This window comes from Dickeya parazeae Ech586 (assembly GCF_000025065.1).
Classification (GTDB): domain Bacteria; phylum Pseudomonadota; class Gammaproteobacteria; order Enterobacterales; family Enterobacteriaceae; genus Dickeya; species Dickeya zeae.
On sequence record NC_013592.1, the window covers coordinates 213224 to 230813 of the forward strand.

General features: G+C 54.4%; 17 protein-coding genes. 14 read left to right on the forward strand and 3 right to left on the reverse strand.

From position 1 onward, the window contains the following. Nucleotides 1-37: 37 nt before the first annotated feature. The 8 genes from ubiE (at nt 38) to hemB (ending at nt 6757) form a co-directional block, all read left to right on the forward strand. Complete coding sequence (ubiE, locus tag DD586_RS00935; RefSeq protein ID WP_012882937.1) at nt 38-793, forward strand: bifunctional demethylmenaquinone methyltransferase/2-methoxy-6-polyprenyl-1,4-benzoquinol methylase UbiE; 756 nt, start codon at nt 38-40, stop codon at nt 791-793. A 13-nt stretch (nt 794-806) separates the two neighbouring features. Beyond that, on the forward strand, nt 807-1415 hold the full coding sequence (ubiJ, locus tag DD586_RS00940) for a ubiquinone biosynthesis protein UbiJ (protein WP_012882938.1): 609 nt from the start codon (nt 807-809) through the stop codon (nt 1413-1415). Then, nucleotides 1412-3049, forward strand: a complete 1638-nt coding sequence (gene ubiB, locus DD586_RS00945) for a ubiquinone biosynthesis regulatory protein kinase UbiB (RefSeq protein ID WP_012882939.1) — start codon at nt 1412-1414, stop codon at nt 3047-3049. The genes ubiJ and ubiB overlap by 4 nt, the downstream gene beginning before the upstream one ends. A 97-nt stretch (nt 3050-3146) precedes the next feature. Further along, nucleotides 3147-3401, forward strand: a complete 255-nt coding sequence (gene tatA, locus DD586_RS00950) for a Sec-independent protein translocase subunit TatA (protein ID WP_012882940.1) — start codon at nt 3147-3149, stop codon at nt 3399-3401. 3 nt (nt 3402-3404) lie between these two features. Beyond that, nucleotides 3405-4049: a Sec-independent protein translocase protein TatB gene (gene tatB / locus DD586_RS00955; protein ID WP_012882941.1), complete on the forward strand. Its 645-nt coding sequence runs from the start codon at nt 3405-3407 to the stop codon at nt 4047-4049. A gap of 3 nt (nt 4050-4052) precedes the next feature. Then, nucleotides 4053-4823, forward strand: coding sequence for a Sec-independent protein translocase subunit TatC (gene tatC / locus DD586_RS00960; protein WP_012882942.1), 771 nt, complete (start codon nt 4053-4055; stop codon nt 4821-4823). 114 nt (nt 4824-4937) lie between these two features. Further along, on the forward strand, nt 4938-5732 hold the full coding sequence (tatD, locus tag DD586_RS00965; RefSeq protein ID WP_012882943.1) for a 3'-5' ssDNA/RNA exonuclease TatD: 795 nt from the start codon (nt 4938-4940) through the stop codon (nt 5730-5732). A gap of 2 nt (nt 5733-5734) precedes the next feature. Then, nucleotides 5735-6757 carry a porphobilinogen synthase gene (gene hemB, locus DD586_RS00970; protein WP_012882944.1) on the forward strand — a complete coding sequence of 341 codons (1023 nt, stop codon included), beginning with the start codon at nt 5735-5737 and terminating at the stop codon, nt 6755-6757. 72 nt (nt 6758-6829) lie between these two features. Here hemB and rfaH read toward each other — a convergent pair whose 3' ends face one another. Then, nucleotides 6830-7318: a transcription/translation regulatory transformer protein RfaH gene (rfaH, locus tag DD586_RS00975; RefSeq protein ID WP_012882945.1), complete on the reverse strand. Its 489-nt coding sequence runs from the start codon at nt 7316-7318 to the stop codon at nt 6830-6832. A 203-nt stretch (nt 7319-7521) separates the two neighbouring features. On the opposite strand from rfaH, the gene ubiD reads away from it, so the two are divergent. Both ubiD and fre read left to right on the forward strand, forming a co-directional pair. Further along, on the forward strand, nt 7522-9018 hold the full coding sequence (ubiD, locus tag DD586_RS00980; RefSeq protein ID WP_012882946.1) for a 4-hydroxy-3-polyprenylbenzoate decarboxylase: 1497 nt from the start codon (nt 7522-7524) through the stop codon (nt 9016-9018). Between the two features lie 49 nt (nt 9019-9067). Next, nucleotides 9068-9769, forward strand: coding sequence for an NAD(P)H-flavin reductase (gene fre / locus DD586_RS00985; RefSeq protein WP_012882947.1), 702 nt, complete (start codon nt 9068-9070; stop codon nt 9767-9769). Nucleotides 9770-9948: 179 nt separating this feature from the next. Here the strand turns inward: fre and fadA are convergent, their stop codons facing one another. Both fadA and fadB read right to left on the reverse strand, forming a co-directional pair. Next, nucleotides 9949-11112 (reverse strand): acetyl-CoA C-acyltransferase FadA, encoded by a 1164-nt coding sequence (gene fadA, locus DD586_RS00990; RefSeq protein ID WP_012882948.1) that lies wholly within the window; start codon nt 11110-11112, stop codon nt 9949-9951. Between the two features lie 12 nt (nt 11113-11124). Then, on the reverse strand, nt 11125-13314 hold the full coding sequence (fadB, locus tag DD586_RS00995; RefSeq protein ID WP_012882949.1) for a fatty acid oxidation complex subunit alpha FadB: 2190 nt from the start codon (nt 13312-13314) through the stop codon (nt 11125-11127). A 184-nt stretch (nt 13315-13498) separates the two neighbouring features. Here fadB and pepQ point away from each other — a divergent pair, with 184 nt between their 5' ends. Genes pepQ through hemG form a run of 4 tightly spaced genes read left to right on the forward strand, consistent with a single transcriptional unit; the run spans nt 13499 to nt 17495 of the window. Then, nucleotides 13499-14830: a Xaa-Pro dipeptidase gene (gene pepQ, locus DD586_RS01000; protein WP_041164721.1), complete on the forward strand. Its 1332-nt coding sequence runs from the start codon at nt 13499-13501 to the stop codon at nt 14828-14830. Then, complete coding sequence (locus DD586_RS01005) at nt 14830-15444, forward strand: IMPACT family protein (protein ID WP_012882951.1); 615 nt, start codon at nt 14830-14832, stop codon at nt 15442-15444. Before pepQ ends, DD586_RS01005 begins: the two co-directional genes overlap by 1 nt. 40 nt (nt 15445-15484) lie before the next feature. Continuing rightward, nucleotides 15485-16936 carry a Trk system potassium transporter TrkH gene (gene trkH / locus DD586_RS01010; protein WP_012882952.1) on the forward strand — a complete coding sequence of 484 codons (1452 nt, stop codon included), beginning with the start codon at nt 15485-15487 and terminating at the stop codon, nt 16934-16936. A 19-nt stretch (nt 16937-16955) separates the two neighbouring features. Then, nucleotides 16956-17495 (forward strand): menaquinone-dependent protoporphyrinogen IX dehydrogenase, encoded by a 540-nt coding sequence (hemG, locus tag DD586_RS01015; RefSeq protein WP_012882953.1) that lies wholly within the window; start codon nt 16956-16958, stop codon nt 17493-17495. Nucleotides 17496-17590 lie beyond the last annotated feature (95 nt).

Below are 17590 nucleotides of genomic sequence, written 5' to 3' on the forward strand. Positions count from 1 at the left end.
TAATGCGATCCTGAAGTTGAAAAAGCAGGTGGATAACATGGTAGACGATTCGGATAAGACGACACATTTTGGTTTTCGCACGGTAGCGAAAGATGATAAGGAAGCCATGGTGGCGGATGTTTTTCACTCTGTGGCTGCCAAATATGACCTGATGAATGATCTGATGTCATTTGGCATTCACCGTGTCTGGAAACGGTTTACCATTGAATGCAGCGGTGTGCGCCGTGGCCAGCGCGTGCTGGATCTGGCGGGTGGCACCGGCGATCTTACCGCTAAATTCTCCCGTTTGGTGGGGGATGAAGGTGAAGTGGTATTGGCGGATATCAATGCGTCAATGCTGAAAGTAGGGCGCGAGAAGCTGCGCAATAACGGTGTGGTGGGCAATGTCAGTTATGTTCAGGCCAATGCTGAAGCGCTGCCGTTTCCAGAGAATTTTTTCGACTGCATTACTATCTCGTTTGGGTTGCGTAACGTAACCGAAAAAGAGCGAGCACTGCGCTCCATGTACCGGGTGCTGAAACCCGGTGGCCGCCTGCTGGTGCTGGAATTCTCGAAGCCGACCGTGAAAGCGCTGAGCAAGGTATACGACGCTTATTCCTTCCATGTGCTGCCACGTATTGGCGAGATGGTTGCCAGCGATGCCGGTAGTTACCGTTATCTGGCGGAGTCCATCCGTATGCATCCTGACCAGGAGACATTGAAAGGGATGATGGCCGATGCCGGTTTTGACAGCGTGGATTACTTCAATCTGACCAGCGGTATCGTGGCGCTACATCGCGGATTTAAATTCTGAGTTGGATACTCCCATGTTGATAATGCCTGTGTTGACGGCGGCACTGGAAACAGCGCTCAATCAGCTTTTGTTCCGTGAACGGAGTCTGAAAGTCGCCCGTCAGCGTTTGCACGGAAAAACGTTGCGAGTTGATGTCGCGGAACTGGGTACGCCGTTGGTATTGGTTTTTTCCGAATATCGCCTTGATGTGGTGAGCCAGTGGGCAGCGCAGCCAGACTGTTGGCTGCAGACCCGCTTACCGGCACTGATGAAATTGCGCGATCGGCAGCAATTGTCTGCGCTGATGCGTAGTGGTGAACTGGTGCTGGAAGGGGATATTCAGGTGGCGCAGCAGTTCGTCACCTTGCTGGATCTGGCGGAGTTTGACCCGGCAGAATGGCTTTCACCCTGGCTGGGTGATGTGGTGGCGGAAGGGCTGAGTCAGGCGGCGGGTAAGGTTTCAGGCACGGTGATGCGTTCGGCATGCCGCCAGCAGCAGGCGTTGTCGGAAACAGTTACCGAGGAGTGGCGTCTGGTGCCAGGCAAGCTGGAAGGGCTCTGGTTTGCTGACGAGGTTGAAGCGTTGGCGCAATCGGTGGAGACACTGTCCGCCAGGCTGGCAAAACTGGAGGGAGCACCATGACGCCGGGAGAATTGTTGCGGTTGTACCGGATTATCCGGGTGTTGCTGAGCTATGGGCTGGATGAACTGATTCCGCGTATTCCTCTTACCATGCCGCTACGCCTTTGGCGTTGTTTACTGTTCTGGTTACCGAATCGTCACAAAGGCCAGCCACTGGGCGAGCGTCTGCGACTGGCGTTGCAGGAACTCGGTCCCGTGTGGATCAAGTTCGGTCAGATGATGTCCACACGCCGTGATCTCTTTCCTCCCGCCATTGCCGATCAACTGGCGATGCTGCAAGACCAGGTTGAGCCGTTTGATGGTGAACTGGCTCGTCATCAGATTGAAACGTCAATGGGCGGCAAGCTGGAGACCTGGTTTGATGATTTTGACGCTAAGCCGCTGGCATCGGCGTCGATTGCTCAGGTACATACCGCCAGACTGAAAACGACGGGTAAAGATATCGTCATCAAGGTCATTCGCCCGGATATATTGCCGGTCATCAAGGCGGATATGCGTCTGATGAATCGGCTGGCTGGCTGGTTACCGTTATTGCTGCCGGATGGTCGTCGCTTGCGACCGCGTGAAGTGGTACGCGATTACGAAAAAACGCTGCTGGATGAGCTAAACCTGCTGCGCGAAGCGGCCAACGCCATCCAGTTGCGGCGAAACTTTGAAAATAGCCCGATGTTGTACGTCCCGGAGGTGTATTCCGACTACTGCAACGAGCAAGTGCTGGTCATGGAGCGTATCTACGGTATTCCGGTGTCGGACGTCGATGCGTTGAAGCGGCATGGCATCAATATGCCGTTGCTGGCTGAACGGGGTGTACAGGTCTTTTTTACTCAGGTATTCCGCGACAGTTTTTTCCATGCCGATATGCACCCCGGCAATATCTTCATCAGTTATGAACATCCGGAAGATCCGCAGTATATCGGGATTGACTGCGGGATTGTCGGCTCGCTGAATAAAGAAGATAAGCGCTATCTGGCGGAGAACTTTATTGCTTTTTTCAACCGTGACTACCGCCGCGTCGCTGAATTGCACGTAGATTCTGGTTGGGTACCGGCTGATACCAACGTAGAAGAGTTCGAATTTGCTATCCGTACCGTTTGTGAGCCCATTTTTGAAAAGCCGTTAGCAGAAATTTCTTTCGGTCATGTATTATTGAACCTCTTTAATACGGCGCGTCGCTTCAATATGGAAGTGCAACCCCAGTTGGTGTTGCTCCAGAAGACGTTACTGTACATTGAGGGCGTCGGGCGTCAGCTCTACCCTCAGCTGGATTTGTGGAAGACGGCGAAGCCCTTTCTGGAAACCTGGCTGAAGGATCAAGTCGGCTTGCCTGCCATGTGGCGGGCATTTAAAGAGAAAGCGCCGTTTTGGGCAGAAAAGCTGCCCGAGATCCCCGAATTGTTCTATGACAGTTTACGTCAGCATAAAATGTTGAAGCAGAACATGGAGTTATTGACCGGCGAGTTGCGCACGCAACGTACCCGATACGGTCAGGCGCGTTATCTGCTGGGCGTGGGGGCGACGTTGCTGCTGAGCGGGACGATACTGCTGGTGAGTCAGGTCGAATCGGATATCATACCGGCTGGCCTGTTCGCCGCGGGTTTTGTGGCCTGGATTATCGGCTGGCGCAGTACTCGTTGAATCGTTGTACCCATTGAATAAACGCCTCATCAGGAGCCCGACGTTGCCTGATGAACGTGTTACATGAATTCCTTTTGAGTAAAGAGGTAAGCATAGTATGGGCGGTATTAGTATCTGGAATCTATTGATTATCGGGGTGATCGTGGTGTTGCTGTTTGGCACCAATAAGCTGAGAACCCTGGGGTCAGATTTGGGCGCGTCAATCAAGGGCTTCAAGAAAGCAATGAGTGACGATAAGCCTGCTGCCAATGATGACAAACAACAAGACGCTGACTTTGCGACTAAGTCCATTTCGGAGCACAAGCCGCAGACAAGTCAGGAAGAGAAAAGCCAGCATAAAGAGCAGGTGTAACCGGTGTTTGATATCGGGTTTGGTGAACTGCTGTTGGTGATGGTGATCGGTCTGGTGGTACTGGGACCTGAACGCCTGCCGATAGCGGTAAAAACGGTGGCCGGGTGGATACGGGCGCTGCGCTCGTTGGCATCGACGGTACAAAATGAACTGGCGCAGGAGATGAAACTGCAGGAATTGCAGGAAAGCCTGAAAAAAGTGGAACAGGCCAGCCAGTTGCAAAATTTGTCGCCGGAGCTGAAAGCGTCGATGGATGAGCTGAAAGAGGCCGCTGAAGCGATGAAGCGTCTGCACAGTATCAAGCTGGATAACAGCGATGCGCCAGGGCATGTGCCGCTTGCCGATCCAGAAGCTGTGCATGATGGCGTGCTGGAAGTTGAGCTGAAAGCGCAAAGCCATGCGCAGCAGAATGTGACGCCGGATATGGCTCCCCCATCTTCCGTTGCGGCTGTTCCGGCTACTGAGCCGGCTGCGCAGGCAGAAATACAGGCAGAGACAAAGGTGCCGAACGTACCAGAGTCAAATGTACCTGTGTCGGCGGCTCCGGTTTCGGAAAACGTCAGCCATACTGCCAGCCATACTGAAAGCAAGGCCAAACCTGAACAGGTGCTGCCCGCTTCTTCCTCCCAACCTTCTGGTGATCGTTAACCTATGGCTGTTGATCAAACTCAACCGCTGATAAGCCATCTGATCGAACTGCGTAAGCGGTTGTTAAATAGCATTATCAGCGTACTGGTCGTGTTTCTGGCACTGGTTTACTTTGCCAATGACATCTACCAGTTTGTCTCTGCGCCACTCATTAAACAGCTGCCGGCTGGGGCCAGCATGATTGCGACCGATGTGGCCTCACCGTTTTTCACCCCGATAAAGCTGACGCTGATCGTGTCGGTGTTTTTATCTGCGCCACTGGTGTTGTATCAGGTGTGGGCGTTTGTGGCTCCGGCCTTGTACAAACATGAACGCCGCTTGATGATGCCGTTGCTGGTGTCCAGCAGCCTGTTGTTTTACATGGGGATGGCGTTCGCTTATTTCATCGTCTTTCCGCTAGCGTTCAGTTTCTTTGCCCAGACCGCGCCGAAGGGGGTCTTGATTGCGACCGATATCAATAACTACCTTGATTTCGTCATGGCGCTATTTATGGCGTTCGGTGTGTCGTTCGAAGTGCCGGTCGCTATCGTGCTGCTGTGCTGGAGCGGGGTTGTTACACCGGAAAGTCTGAAACAGAAACGGCCTTATGTGTTGGTGGGGGCGTTTGTGGTGGGGATGCTGTTGACGCCACCGGATGTGTTCTCCCAGACACTGCTGGCCATTCCGATGTATTTGCTGTTTGAAATCGGCGTGTTTTTCGCCCGGTTCTACGTTGGTAAACGGCGTCGGCCAGAAGAAGAGGAAGACGTTGACGAATCTGCGCCGTCTTCCTGAGTGGCATCTCGCCGTCAAACGGCGGTATTCTTACTGTGACACCTCTTTCGGGAGGTGTTGTTTTTTTGGGGGTGTCCACGGTGATCACCATAACGGATTTTGGGATATCTGCGCATGTTCGATATAGGCGTTAATCTGACCAGCCCTCAGTTTCGTTCAGACCGCGAGCAGGTGGTGAGTAGGGCGCGTCAGGCAGGTGTGACGGGCTTGTTGTTGACTGGCACCAATGCCAGTGAGAGTGGGCAGGCGTACCTGCTCGCCGCGCAATATCCTGATTACTGTTGGTCAACCGCCGGTGTGCATCCACATGATGCCAGCAGCTGGAGTGACGACACTGCGGCGCTGATTCACCAACTGGCAGGACGTGAGCAGGTGCTGGCGATTGGCGAATGCGGGTTAGATTTTAACCGTAACTTTTCCACCCCCGAAGAACAGGAGCTGGCATTTAGCGCACAACTAGCGATTGCCGCTGAGCATGACATGCCGGTGTTTTTGCACTGCCGCGATGCGCATGCGCGTTTTATGGCGCTGTTGACGCCGTGGCTCGATAAACTGCCCGCAGCGGTGTTGCACTGTTTTACCGGCTCAGGCGACGAGCTGTATGAGTGCCTGCGTGCCGGATTGATGATCGGCATTACCGGCTGGGTGTGTGATGAACGTCGTGGGTTAGCGCTACGCGCGCTACTCCCCCGGATTCCGGACGATCGGTTGTTGCTGGAAACCGATGCGCCCTATCTGTTACCCCGGGATTTACATCCTAAACCTGCATCCCGCCGTAACGAACCCTGTTTTCTGCCGCATATCGTCCATCAGGTTGCGCTCTGGCGTGGCCAGGATGCGCAATGGCTTGGCAGAAATGTGGATGAAAACGCCCGTCGGATTTTCCGCCCGGGCCAGAAAGGAGAATAATGATGAGTAATGTTTTTCCCGGTGCGTTTCCAGGACGTCGCCTGCGCCGTCTGCGTCGCCATGATTTCAGCCGCCGTCTGGTGGCAGAACATCAGGTTACGGTTAACGACCTCATCTATCCGGTGTTTGTCATGGAAGGCAAGCAGGGACGTCAGGAAGTACCCTCCATGCCGGGCGTGTATCGCCTGACCATTGATGAGCTGGTAAGAGAAGCGGAAGTGATTGCCAAACTGGGTATCCCAGTGCTGTCGCTGTTCCCGGTGATCGAAGCAGATAAAAAGTCGTTGCTGGCTGAAGAGGCCTACAATCCGGATGGGTTGGTGCAGCGTGCGGTGCGTGCGCTGAAAGATGCCGTGCCGGAACTAGGGCTGCTGACCGATGTGGCGCTGGATCCTTACACGACTCACGGTCAGGATGGTGTCATTGATGAAGACGGCTATGTGGTCAACGACATTACCAAAGAGATTCTGGTGCGTCAGGCGTTATCTCATGCACAAGCCGGTGCAGAGATCGTGGCCCCCAGCGACATGATGGATGGCCGAATCGGTGCGATTCGCGAACAGCTGGAAGAGCAAGGGCTGGTGAATACCCAGATCATGGCGTATTCCGCCAAGTACGCGTCTTGTTACTACGGGCCATTCCGCGATGCATTGGGTTCCTCGGGCAACCTGAAAGGCGGCAACAAGAAAACCTATCAGATGGATCCGGCCAACACCAATGAGGCGTTGCAGGAGATCGCACAGGATCTGCAGGAAGGCGCTGATATGGTGATGGTGAAACCGGGTATGCCGTATCTGGATGTGGTCCGTCGGGTGAAGGACACCTTCGGTGTGCCGACCTTTGCTTATCAGGTGTCTGGCGAGTATGCAATGCAGATGGCGGCAATCCAGAATGGCTGGCTGCAAGAACAGCCGCTGGTGATGGAATCGCTGCTGTGCTTCAAGCGTGCCGGTGCGGATGGGGTGCTGACCTATTTCGCCAAACGCGTGGCCGAATGGTTGCGTGATGACGCGTTACGCCGCTGATGGCATCACGGTAATCACTGTACTGTAATTACTGTTGATGACAGCATGCCGTCAGGGCCAGGCCCTGACGGTTCAGACTTTTCGAAACTGTCGATTGTCGATACTCTGCCGCACCTGCTTATTCAGCAAATTGAGCAGCAGCATGGAGCGTGCCTCGCCATCCGGCTCGGTATAGATGGCCTCTAAGCCACTGAATACCCCTTCGGTGATGGTGACCTGATCGCCGGGTTGAGGTGTTTCCGGGTCGACATGGGTGGTGCACTGATGGTGTTGCAAATCCTCAATGACCTGCTGAGGGACCAACGCCGGCAGGTTGCCGAAACGGACAAAATGACTCACGCCACGTGTTGAACTGATGGTAGTGGTGTGTATGTGCTCCGGGTCGAATTCAACGAACAGATAATTGGGGAACAGCGGTTCGCTGACCTCGGTTCGTTTTCCTCGTACGATTTTCTCCAGCGCGATCATCGGGCTCAGGCAGACCACGTCCTGACGCTCCAGATGTTCTTTGGCCCGCAATAATTGGCCGCGCTTGCAATAAAGTAGGTACCAGGCTCGCATAGTTTCACTTTTTTCTGTGGCTTTTATCGCGGGAGAGGATAGCAAAAGCGTTACGCCTTGCGGGATAAAATTGTTGCGGGAAATTCCTAAATATAGGCGGTGCCGATTATCCGTATCAGCGGGGGTGGTGCCAGAAATAGCATGGTCGGTAAGCGACAGCATGACCAAGAGCCTTTATAATACCTCCACCACTGACCTTTCTGATGATCAGCATGAAATACCGTGACTTACGTGAATTTCTCGCACAGCTTGAAGCGAGAGGCGAACTCAAACGCATCCACCAACCGATAGATCCTTATTTGGAAATAACGGAAATTGCCGATCGCACCTTGCGTGCTGGTGGCCCGGCTTTGCTGTTTGAAAATCCCAAAGGTTACGCTATGCCAGTGCTGTGCAACCTGTTCGGTACGCCGAAACGCGTGGCGTTAGGTATGGGGCAGGAAGACGTCGGCGCGTTGCGGGATGTCGGCCGCTTGCTGGCGTTTTTGAAAGAGCCTGAGCCGCCACGTGGTTTTCGCGATTTGGTGGATAAGCTGCCCAAATTTCGCCAGGTGCTAAATATGCCGACTAAGCGGCTGTCGAACGCACCCTGTCAGGAGCAGGTATGGGAAGGTGAGGATGTGGATCTGGGACGGATTCCGATCATGCATTGCTGGCCGGGCGATGTCGCCCCGTTGGTCACTTGGGGGCTGACGGTGACGCGTGGGCCTTTCAAGGAGCGCCAGAATCTGGGGATTTACCGCCAGCAGTTGATTGGTCGCAACAAACTGATTATGCGCTGGTTGTCACACCGCGGTGGTGCGCTGGATTTTCAGGAGTGGTGCCAACAGCACCCGGGTGAGCGCTTCCCAGTGGCGGTGGCGTTGGGGGCTGATCCGGCCACGATCCTCGGGGCGGTAACGCCGGTGCCGGATACGCTGTCTGAATATGCCTTTGCCGGGTTGTTGCGTGGTCACAAGACCGAAGTCGTGAAATGCCTGTCCTGCGATCTGGAAGTACCGGCCAGTGCTGAAATCGTGCTAGAGGGCTATATCGACGCGGATGAAATCGCGCCGGAAGGACCTTATGGCGATCATACTGGCTATTACAACGAAGTGGATCATTTTCCTGTCTTTACCGTTACTCATGTTACCCAGCGTCGTGACGCTATTTACCATTCCACTTATACCGGTCGCCCGCCTGATGAACCGGCGGTGCTGGGGGTGGCGCTGAACGAAGTGTTCGTACCGCTGTTACAAAAGCAGTTCCCGGAAATTGTCGACTTCTATTTGCCTCCGGAGGGCTGTTCTTACCGTCTGGCGGTCGTTACTATGAAAAAACAGTATGCCGGGCACGCTAAACGAGTGATGATGGGCGTCTGGTCTTTTTTACGCCAGTTTATGTATACCAAGTTTGTTATCGTCTGCGATGACGATATTAATGCCCGCGACTGGAAAGATGTGATCTGGGCGATCACTACGCGTATGGATCCGGCGCGTGATACGTTGCTGGTGGAAAATACGCCAATCGACTACCTGGATTTTGCTTCACCGGTTTCTGGGCTCGGATCCAAAATGGGTCTGGATGCAACCAATAAATGGCCGGGAGAAACACAGCGTGAATGGGGTCATCCTATTACCAAAGATCCGTCGGTTGTCGCCCGTGTGGATGCCATATGGGACGAGTTAGCCATATTGAATAACAGTGGTAAGCCGCGCTGACGGCGCTTATCCTGTTCCCCATTTTGCTTTGACCCTACAGAGGGATCGCATGACAACGTTGAGCTGTACAGTAATGTCGGTGGACGCTATCACCGATACGGTTTACCGGGTGCGCTTATTGCCATCGGCACCTTTTTCCTTCCGTGCCGGGCAATATCTGATGGTAGTTATGGACGAACGTGACAAGCGCCCGTTCTCTATGGCTTCAACGCCTATTGAGCAAGAGTCTATTGAATTGCATATCGGTGCTTCTGAGATGAACCTGTATGCGATGGCAGTGATGGAGCGCATCCTGAAGGAAAAATCGCTGGTCGTCGATATTCCTCACGGCGACGCCTGGCTACGTGAAGACAGCGACCGGCCGTTGATTTTGATAGCAGGTGGGACAGGTTTTTCTTACGTGCGCTCGATTTTACTGACGGTGCTGGCACGCCAGCCGGAGCGTCAGGTTTCCGTCTATTGGGGCGGACGTGAACTGCGTCATTTATACGATTTGGGCGAGTTGCAGTCGCTGGCGCAGGTGCACACCAACCTGAACGTGATCCCGGTAGTTGAACAGCCGGACGAGCAGTGGCATGGACGTTCCGGTACCGTGTTAAGCGCTGTTCTCCAGGATTTCGGCTCACTGGCCTCGCATGATATTTACATCGCAGGGCGTTTTGAAATGGCAAAAATCGCCCGTGAGCGTTTTTGTAATGAACGTGGCGCCCAGCCTGCGCACATGTACAGCGACGCGTTTTCCTTCATCTGATCCTGCTTGCAGTTCCGTCGTGGCCGGGTTGTTGTACCCGGCCACGTTGTTTTGGCTCAGACAGCATACTGGTGCGGGTGGCTTACTGCGCTATATGCGTTCAGGCCCCCCGGCGTAATGGTGCCGACATAGCGATGAAGAGTAGGCATTGATAGCTGGGGGGCATCAATACAGACGCGTTATACCCGCTCCAGCACCGTGGCGATACCCTGACCCAGACCGATACACATGGTCGCCACACCGAATTCTACGTCTCGTTGCTCCATCAAATTGATGAGCGTAGTGATAATGCGCGCACCGGAGCACCCCAGCGGATGACCCAACGCGATGGCACCGCCATTCAGGTTGACCTTATCATCCAGGCTATCCATCAATCCTAATGCCTTGATACAGGGCAGTGTTTGGGCGGCAAACGCTTCATTGAGTTCAAACAGACCAATATCGCTCAGAGAAAGGCCTGCCCGTTGTAGCGCTTTTTGAGTAGCAGGTACCGGACCGAATCCCATCACGGAAGGGTCACAGCCAACGACCGCCATCGCCCGCACACGTACCCGTGGCGTTAACCCCAACGCCAGCGCACGGGATTCGCTCATCACCAGCAGCGCGGCGGCACCATCTGACAATGCCGATGAGCTACCGGCTGTGACCGTACCGTTCACCGGGTCAAATGCCGGGCGCAGAGCTGCCAGAGCGTCGAAACTTGTGTCCGCCCTGACGACTTCGTCGTAGTCAAAGGGGTGTAACGCGCCGTCGGCGTTATGACCGGTGGTAGGGATAATTTCATGGCGAAACGCGCCGGACTGGGTCGCCGCCCAGGCGCGCTGGTGTGAGCGGGCGGCGAAAGCGTCCTGCATTTCACGACTGATGTGGTGCTGGCGTGCCAGTAGCTCTGCTGTCAGCCCCATCATCGCGGCGGCTTTCGCGATGTTTTTGCCAAGGCCGGGGTGAAAATCAACACCGTGGCTCATCGGCACATGTCCCATATGCTCGACGCCGCCGACCAGACACACATCAGCATCACCGGTCATGATGGTTCGTGCCGCGTCGTGCAATGCCTGCATGGATGAACCGCACAGACGATTGACGGTGACGGCAGGTACCGAATGGGGAATTTCGGCCAGTAATGCGGCATTACGTCCCACATTGAAGCCTTGCTCTAGCGTCTGTTGCACGCATCCCCAGTAGATGTCGTCGATTTTATCCGCTTCCAGCGCTGGGGTACGACTCAGCAGGCTGCGCATCAAATGCGCGGACAGGGTTTCAGCCCGGACCTGGCGAAACGCACCACCTTTGGAGCGACCCATCGGGGTGCGCACTGCATCAACAATCACTGCATTTTCCATCGTCGTGCGTCCTTATGCCGGTTGGTGAAGAGAAAGGTCGGCGTGAGGTTTAACCGCCGGGTAGTAGCGCTGCTGGTGCTGCGCCATCTGCAACAAGCTTTCCGGTATGGCGTAAAGCGGCCCCAGCGACACCAGCGACTGGGCAATGTCCACGTAGTGCTGGCTGCCCAGTGTGTCCAGATAACGGCAGGCACCGCCATGGAACGGTGGAAAACCCAGCCCGTAAAGCAGAGCCATATCGGCTTCCGCTGGCGTGGCGACGATCCCCTCTTCCAGACAACGTGCGACTTCGTTGAGCATTGGCACCATCAGGCGATGGATAATCTCTTGCGCGCTGAAGGTCCGCTTCGACTCGCAGACAGCATCCAGCAAGATATCGGTCTGTTCGTCCTGCTCCCGGCGTGGTTTGCCTTTCGCATCCGGGCTGTAACGGTAGAAACCAGCACCGCTTTTCTGACCTAAACGCTGGTGTTCTACCAGGACATCGACCGCGTCGCGGTAGGTTTTTGCCATGCGTTGAGGAAAACCTGCCGACATCACCGCCTGTGCATGGTGGGCGGTATCCAGCCCGACCACGTCCAGCAGGTAAGCCGGTCCCATCGGCCAGCCGAATTGTTTTTCCATCACGGCATCAACATCGCGGAAATCCGCACCGTCACGCAATAGCAAACAGAACGCGGCGATATAAGGGAACAACACACGGTTGACGAAAAATCCGGGGCAGTCATTCACTACAATCGGGGTTTTCCCTATTTTGGTGGCGTAAGCGACTACGCGAGCCAGCGTTTTCTCATCGGTCTGGGGGCCGCGAATCACTTCTACCAACGGCATCCGGTGTACCGGGTTGAAAAAATGCATGCCGCAGAAATTTTGTGGTCGTTGCAAGGCGGTGGCCAACTGCCCGATAGGAATGGTCGAGGTATTGGAAACGATCAACGTCTGCTCACTGACGCAGGTCTCGACATCGGCCAGTACCCTGGCCTTTATTTGTGGGTTTTCCACCACCGCTTCGATAACCAGGTCAGCCTGCTCCAGCCCATTGTTATTCAATGTCGGATGGATACGAGCCAGTATTCCCATCATACTCATGGCATCCAGCTTGCCGCGCTGTAGCTGTGCATTCAGTAGCTTGGCGGCTTCCTCCATCCCTAATGTCAGTGCTTTTTCGTTGATATCTTTCATCCATACCGGCACCCCTTTGCGTGCCGACTGACAGGCAATACCGCCGCCCATGATCCCGGCACCGAGCACCGCAACGCGTGCTGGTGGCGATGCGTCACCCGCCCATTTTTTTGCTGTGTTTTTTACCGCTTGTTCGTTCAGGAAGACACCGACCAACGCATACGCCGCTGTGGTTTGAGTCAGCGTAACGAAATTGTCGGTTTCCAGCTTCAGCGCGGCATCGCGCTCTAATCTGGCAGCGGCTTCAATGGTTTTGAGCGCCATCATTGGCGCAGGGTAGTGAGGACCGGCTGCTTGCTGTACCAGTGCGCTGGCGGTGGCAAAACTCATGGTTGCCTCGATGCGATTAAGCCGTAGCGGCGCTTGTTTCTGGCGGCGACGGGCTCGCCAGTCAAGTTTATCCTCCGCCGCCAGACGCAACATATGCAACGCTGACGATAACAGCTTGTCGCTGCTGGTAACCGCATCAATTAACCCGACTTTCAGGGCCTCGTCGGCAGACAGATCTTTACCCGCGGTGATGATTTCCAACGCACCGTCTGCACCCAGTAGTCGCGGTAATCGAACCGTGCCGCCAAACCCTGGCATGATCCCCAGTTTCACTTCCGGCAGGCCGATGCGAACGTCGGGTGTCGCCAGGCGGAAATCGGTCGCCAGCACACACTCGCACCCACCGCCTAGCGCATAACCGTTGATGGCGGAAAGCGTCGGCACTGGTAAGTCTTCCAGTTGGCTGAAAATGGCGTTGGCGTCGGTCAGCCACTGATGAAGGGTTTCTGGCGGTGCGGCGAACAATGACAAAAATTCGGTGATGTCCGCTCCGGCAATAAACGCGGGTTTGTCCGAGCGCAGCAACAGGGCGCGAAGCGAAGCGTGTTGCGTCAGGTGATTCAGGGCTTCGCCAAGACTGGCTACCGTACGGGTGTCCAGCTTATTGACGCTGCCAGGCGCAGCAAAAACCAGTTCGGCAATGCCGTCTTCCAGCCAGTTGAGGTACAGCGTGTCGCCTTGATAGATCATGGTGTTCTCCACGGTTATCCGTTATCTGGTATGACCAGATAGTGAAGAAAATTGTGGGTTTGATGTTAATGAAATGCAAACAGTGCGTGAGGGATTTGCCGGGAGGATCACAAGCTGAGCAACGCTGCCGTCATCGGGGCGCTGTGTTACACTGGAAAACAGGTTGTTATCAATGGGGATTATGATGGAAACGCTGGCTTCTTTGTATCATCAACATGTGGCGACCCTGCAGCAACGCACGCAGGCAGTTCTGGCTCGGCATAATCTGGATGCCTTATTGATCCACTCCGGTGAGTTGATGATGGCGTTTTTGGATGACCATGCCTATCCGTTCAAGGTCAATCCACAGTTTAAAGCCTGGCTGCCGGTGACGCAGGTGCCGAATTGCTGGTTGTGGGTGGATGGGGTCAATACGCCGAAGCTGTGGTTCTATTCCCCCGTTGATTACTGGCATAACGTGGCATCAGTGCCGGATAGTTTCTGGACGACGTCGTTGGATATCCAGGTGCTGCGCAAGGCTGATGATATTGCGGCACAACTGCCTGCCCAGCGTCAGCAGGTTGCCTATATCGGTTCCGCTTCACAACGTGCGCTAAGCCTGGGGATTACGCCGGAACACGTCAATCCGAAAGGCGTACTGGATTATCTGCATTACCACCGTGCCTACAAAACGGATTATGAACTGGCTTGTATGCGTGAAGCGCAGAAAACCGCGGTGGTTGGTCATCGTGCTGCTTACGAAGCGTTCCAGTCCGGTATGAGCGAGTTTGATATTAATCTGGCGTACCTGACCGCCACGGGGCACCGTGATACCGATGTGCCTTATGACAATATCGTTGCTCTTAACGAACATGCAGCGGTGCTGCACTACACCCAACTGGAACACCGTGTGCCAACGGAAATGCGCAGTTTCCTGCTGGATGCAGGCGCGGAGTATAACGGCTATGCGGCAGATATCACCCGCACTTACGCCGCTCAGCATGACAATGAGTATGCGGCGCTGGTGAGGGACCTGAATCACGAGCAACTGGCGCTGATCGATACGATGAAAGCCGGTGTGCGCTATACCGATTACCATTTGCAGATGCATCACCGTGTTGCGTCGCTACTTAAACGTCATCAACTGGTGACCGGGTTGAGCGAAGAAGCGATGGTAGAGCAGGGGGTAACTTCGCCGTTCCTGCCGCATGGTCTGGGCCATCCGCTTGGCCTGCAGGTACACGATGTCGGCGGGTTTATGCAGGATGATACCGGCACTACGTTGCCTGCGCCGTCTGCACATCCCTATCTGCGCTGTACCCGTATTTTGGAACCGCGCATGGTGCTGACTATCGAACCGGGTATCTATTTCATCGATTCTCTGCTTGAACCCTGGCGCCGGGGTGAGTTGCGCCAGCATTTCAACTGGCAGAAACTGGATGCGTTACGTCCGTTTGGTGGTATCCGTGTTGAAGACAATATCGTGGTCCATGACAAACGTATTGAGAACTTAACGCGTGCGCTCGATCTGGCCTGATGCAGTCATATCCAGTGCCCGCGGCGTCTGTCAGCGTCGATGAAGAGATTAAAAAGAGCCGTTTTATTACTCTGCTCGCACCCGCCTGTGGAGTGGAAGCGGCTCGATACGTGATTCAGCAGGCTCGCGAGCAGCATCCCTCGGCGGCTCACCATTGCTGGGCCTATGTCGCAGGTTCCCCCGTCGACTCTCAACAACTCGGCTTTTCTGATGACGGAGAACCTTCGGGCACCGCAGGTAAGCCAATGCTGGCCCAATTGATGGGGAGTGGCATCGGTGAAATCGTGGCGGTAGTAATACGGTATTATGGCGGTATCAGGTTGGGTACCGGTGGGCTGGTCAAAGCCTATGGCGGCGGCGTTCAGCAAGCGTTGAAACAACTGCCCGTTCAGCAGAAAGTGATGTATCAGAAATATCGATTGCAGTGCGACTATGCGTTGCTCCCACAGCTGGAGAGCGTGGTGCTGGCATTACAGGGGCTCATCGTCTCAACGGAGTACGCCGGTGACGTTACCCTCCAACTGGCGTTTCCGATAACGACAGTGGAAGAGGCAGCGCGGCGACTACGCGATATTAGTCGTGGTGCGTTGCATTTGCAGTCAATTTCACAATAATCCAGCACGTAATCTTGAACCATTAAAGGAAGGCTCCCTGATGCACTTGCGTGCCATAACCCGCATTGTCGGACTGCTGGTCATCCTGTTTTCCGGCACCATGTTCGTTCCAGGCATGGTGGCGTTGATCTACCGTGACGGCGCCGGTCGGGCATTTATCCAGACATTCATTGTCGCGTTGGTTATGGGGCTGCTGTTGTGGCTGCCCAACCGTAAACACCGGCATGAGTTGAAAACCCGTGAAGGGTTTTTAATTGTCGTGTTGTTCTGGACGGTGCTGGGCAGCGTTGGGGCGTTGCCTTTTTTGTTTGCTGAACGGCCCAATCTCTCGGTGACAGATGCGTTTTTTGAATCCTTTTCCGGCCTGACAACTACCGGCGCTACTACGCTGGTCGGGCTGGATTCCCTGCCGAAGGCCATTTTGTTCTATCGACAGATGCTGCAATGGATGGGCGGTATGGGGATCATTGTACTGGCGGTGGCGATTCTGCCGATTCTGGGCGTCGGGGGGATGCAGCTTTATCGTGCTGAAATGCCAGGTCCGCTGAAGGACAATAAAATGCGCCCCCGCATCGCGGAAACCGCCAAAACCCTCTGGCTGATTTATGTTTTGCTGACGGTGGTATGCGCATTCTCTTTGTGGCTGGCTGGCATGTCGGTCTTCGATGCAATCAGTCACAGTTTTTCGACTATCGCCATCGGTGGATTTTCAACCCATGACGCCAGCATCGGCTATTTCAACAGCCCCACCATCAATACCATTGTCGCGGTATTTCTGCTGATTTCCGGCTGTAATTTTGGTTTGCACTTTGCGGTGCTAAGCGGTCGCAGCTTGCGCGTATACTGGCGTGACCCCGAATTCCGTATGTTTATCTTCGTGCAGATGTCGCTGGTTGTGATTTGTACCCTCGTTTTGTGGGTACATGGTGTGTACAAGACGGGGATGGAAACGCTGAACCAGGCGTTTTTTCAGGTGGTGTCGATGGCAACGACTGCAGGCTTTACTACCGATAGCATTGCCTCCTGGCCATTGTTCTTGCCGGTATTGCTGCTTTGCTCGGCGTTTATCGGTGGTTGTGCCGGTTCAACCGGCGGTGGCCTGAAAGTCATTCGTATCCTGTTACTGTTTTTACAGGGATCGCGTGAGCTGAAGCGATTGGTTCACCCGAATGCGGTATATACCATCAAGCTCGGCCAGCGCGCGTTGCCGGAACGAATTCTGGAGGCCGTATGGGGGTTTTTCTCAGCGTATGCGCTGGTGTTTATCATCAGCATGCTGGCGGTGATTGCGACAGGGGTCGACAATTTCTCTGCTTTTGCTGCTGTCGCTGCCACCCTTAACAATCTTGGCCCCGGACTTGGGACAGTAGCCGACAATTTCACTTCCATGAATGACGCCGCCAAATGGATTCTGATTGTCACTATGTTATTTGGTCGTCTGGAAGTGTTTACCATGCTGGTGCTATTTACTCCCACCTTTTGGCGGGAATAACGGATAAAGGAAACGTGCTATGAAAGCATTAATATTGTTTTCCAGTCGGGATGGTCAAACACGGGCGATAGCGTCTTACATCGCCAATAACCTGAAAGGGACGCTGGAGTGTGATGTGGTCAACATTCTGAGCGCTCATGAAGTCGATCTCGATAAGTACGACAAGGTGATGATTGGCGCATCCGTGCGCTACGGACATTTTCACCCAGCCCTGGAAAAATTCATCCGTCAGCACCTCTCCTTATTACAGCAAAAACCCAGTGCGTTCTTTTCTGTCAATCTGACGGCCCGTAAGCCTGAGAAGCGCTCGTTACAAACCAACGCGTATACCCGCAAGTTTTTGCTGCGCTCTCCCTGGCAGCCCGATTTGGGCGCTGTGTTTGCGGGAGCGTTGCGCTATCCCCGTTATCGTTGGTTCGACCGTGTCATGATTCAACTGATTATGCGCATGACGGGCGGCGAAACCGACAGTACGAAAGAGATTGAGTATACCGACTGGGAGCAGGTGGCGCGCTTTGCCCAGTCGTTCGGCCAACTTACCCAGAAAAAGGCGGTTTAACGGGGGGAAATCGGCGTAGTGGTGAAAAAAGAGGCGTTCAGTAATTTTTTTGAAATTAGTGCTTGTCAGGCCGGAATAACTCCCTATAATGCGCC

Bases quoted from the DNA above. Each gene is read 5' to 3' on its own strand.
- ubiE (WP_012882937.1), top strand. From the start codon at position 38: ATGGTAGACGATTCGGATAAGACGACACATTTTGGTTTTCGCACGGTA.
- ubiJ (WP_012882938.1), top strand. From the start codon at position 807: ATGTTGATAATGCCTGTGTTGACGGCGGCACTGGAAACAGCGCTCAAT.
- ubiB (WP_012882939.1), top strand. From the start codon at position 1,412: ATGACGCCGGGAGAATTGTTGCGGTTGTACCGGATTATCCGGGTGTTG.
- tatA (WP_012882940.1), top strand. From the start codon at position 3,147: ATGGGCGGTATTAGTATCTGGAATCTATTGATTATCGGGGTGATCGTG.
- tatC (WP_012882942.1), top strand. From the start codon at position 4,053: ATGGCTGTTGATCAAACTCAACCGCTGATAAGCCATCTGATCGAACTG.
- tatD (WP_012882943.1), top strand. From the start codon at position 4,938: ATGTTCGATATAGGCGTTAATCTGACCAGCCCTCAGTTTCGTTCAGAC.
- hemB (WP_012882944.1), top strand. From the start codon at position 5,735: ATGAGTAATGTTTTTCCCGGTGCGTTTCCAGGACGTCGCCTGCGCCGT.
- rfaH (WP_012882945.1), bottom strand. From the start codon at position 7,318: ATGCGAGCCTGGTACCTACTTTATTGCAAGCGCGGCCAATTATTGCGG.
- ubiD (WP_012882946.1), top strand. From the start codon at position 7,522: ATGATCAGCATGAAATACCGTGACTTACGTGAATTTCTCGCACAGCTT.
- fre (WP_012882947.1), top strand. From the start codon at position 9,068: ATGACAACGTTGAGCTGTACAGTAATGTCGGTGGACGCTATCACCGAT.
- fadA (WP_012882948.1), bottom strand. From the start codon at position 11,112: ATGGAAAATGCAGTGATTGTTGATGCAGTGCGCACCCCGATGGGTCGC.
- fadB (WP_012882949.1), bottom strand. From the start codon at position 13,314: ATGATCTATCAAGGCGACACGCTGTACCTCAACTGGCTGGAAGACGGC.
- pepQ (WP_041164721.1), top strand. From the start codon at position 13,499: ATGGAAACGCTGGCTTCTTTGTATCATCAACATGTGGCGACCCTGCAG.
- DD586_RS01005 (WP_012882951.1), top strand. From the start codon at position 14,830: ATGCAGTCATATCCAGTGCCCGCGGCGTCTGTCAGCGTCGATGAAGAG.
- trkH (WP_012882952.1), top strand. From the start codon at position 15,485: ATGCACTTGCGTGCCATAACCCGCATTGTCGGACTGCTGGTCATCCTG.
- hemG (WP_012882953.1), top strand. From the start codon at position 16,956: ATGAAAGCATTAATATTGTTTTCCAGTCGGGATGGTCAAACACGGGCG.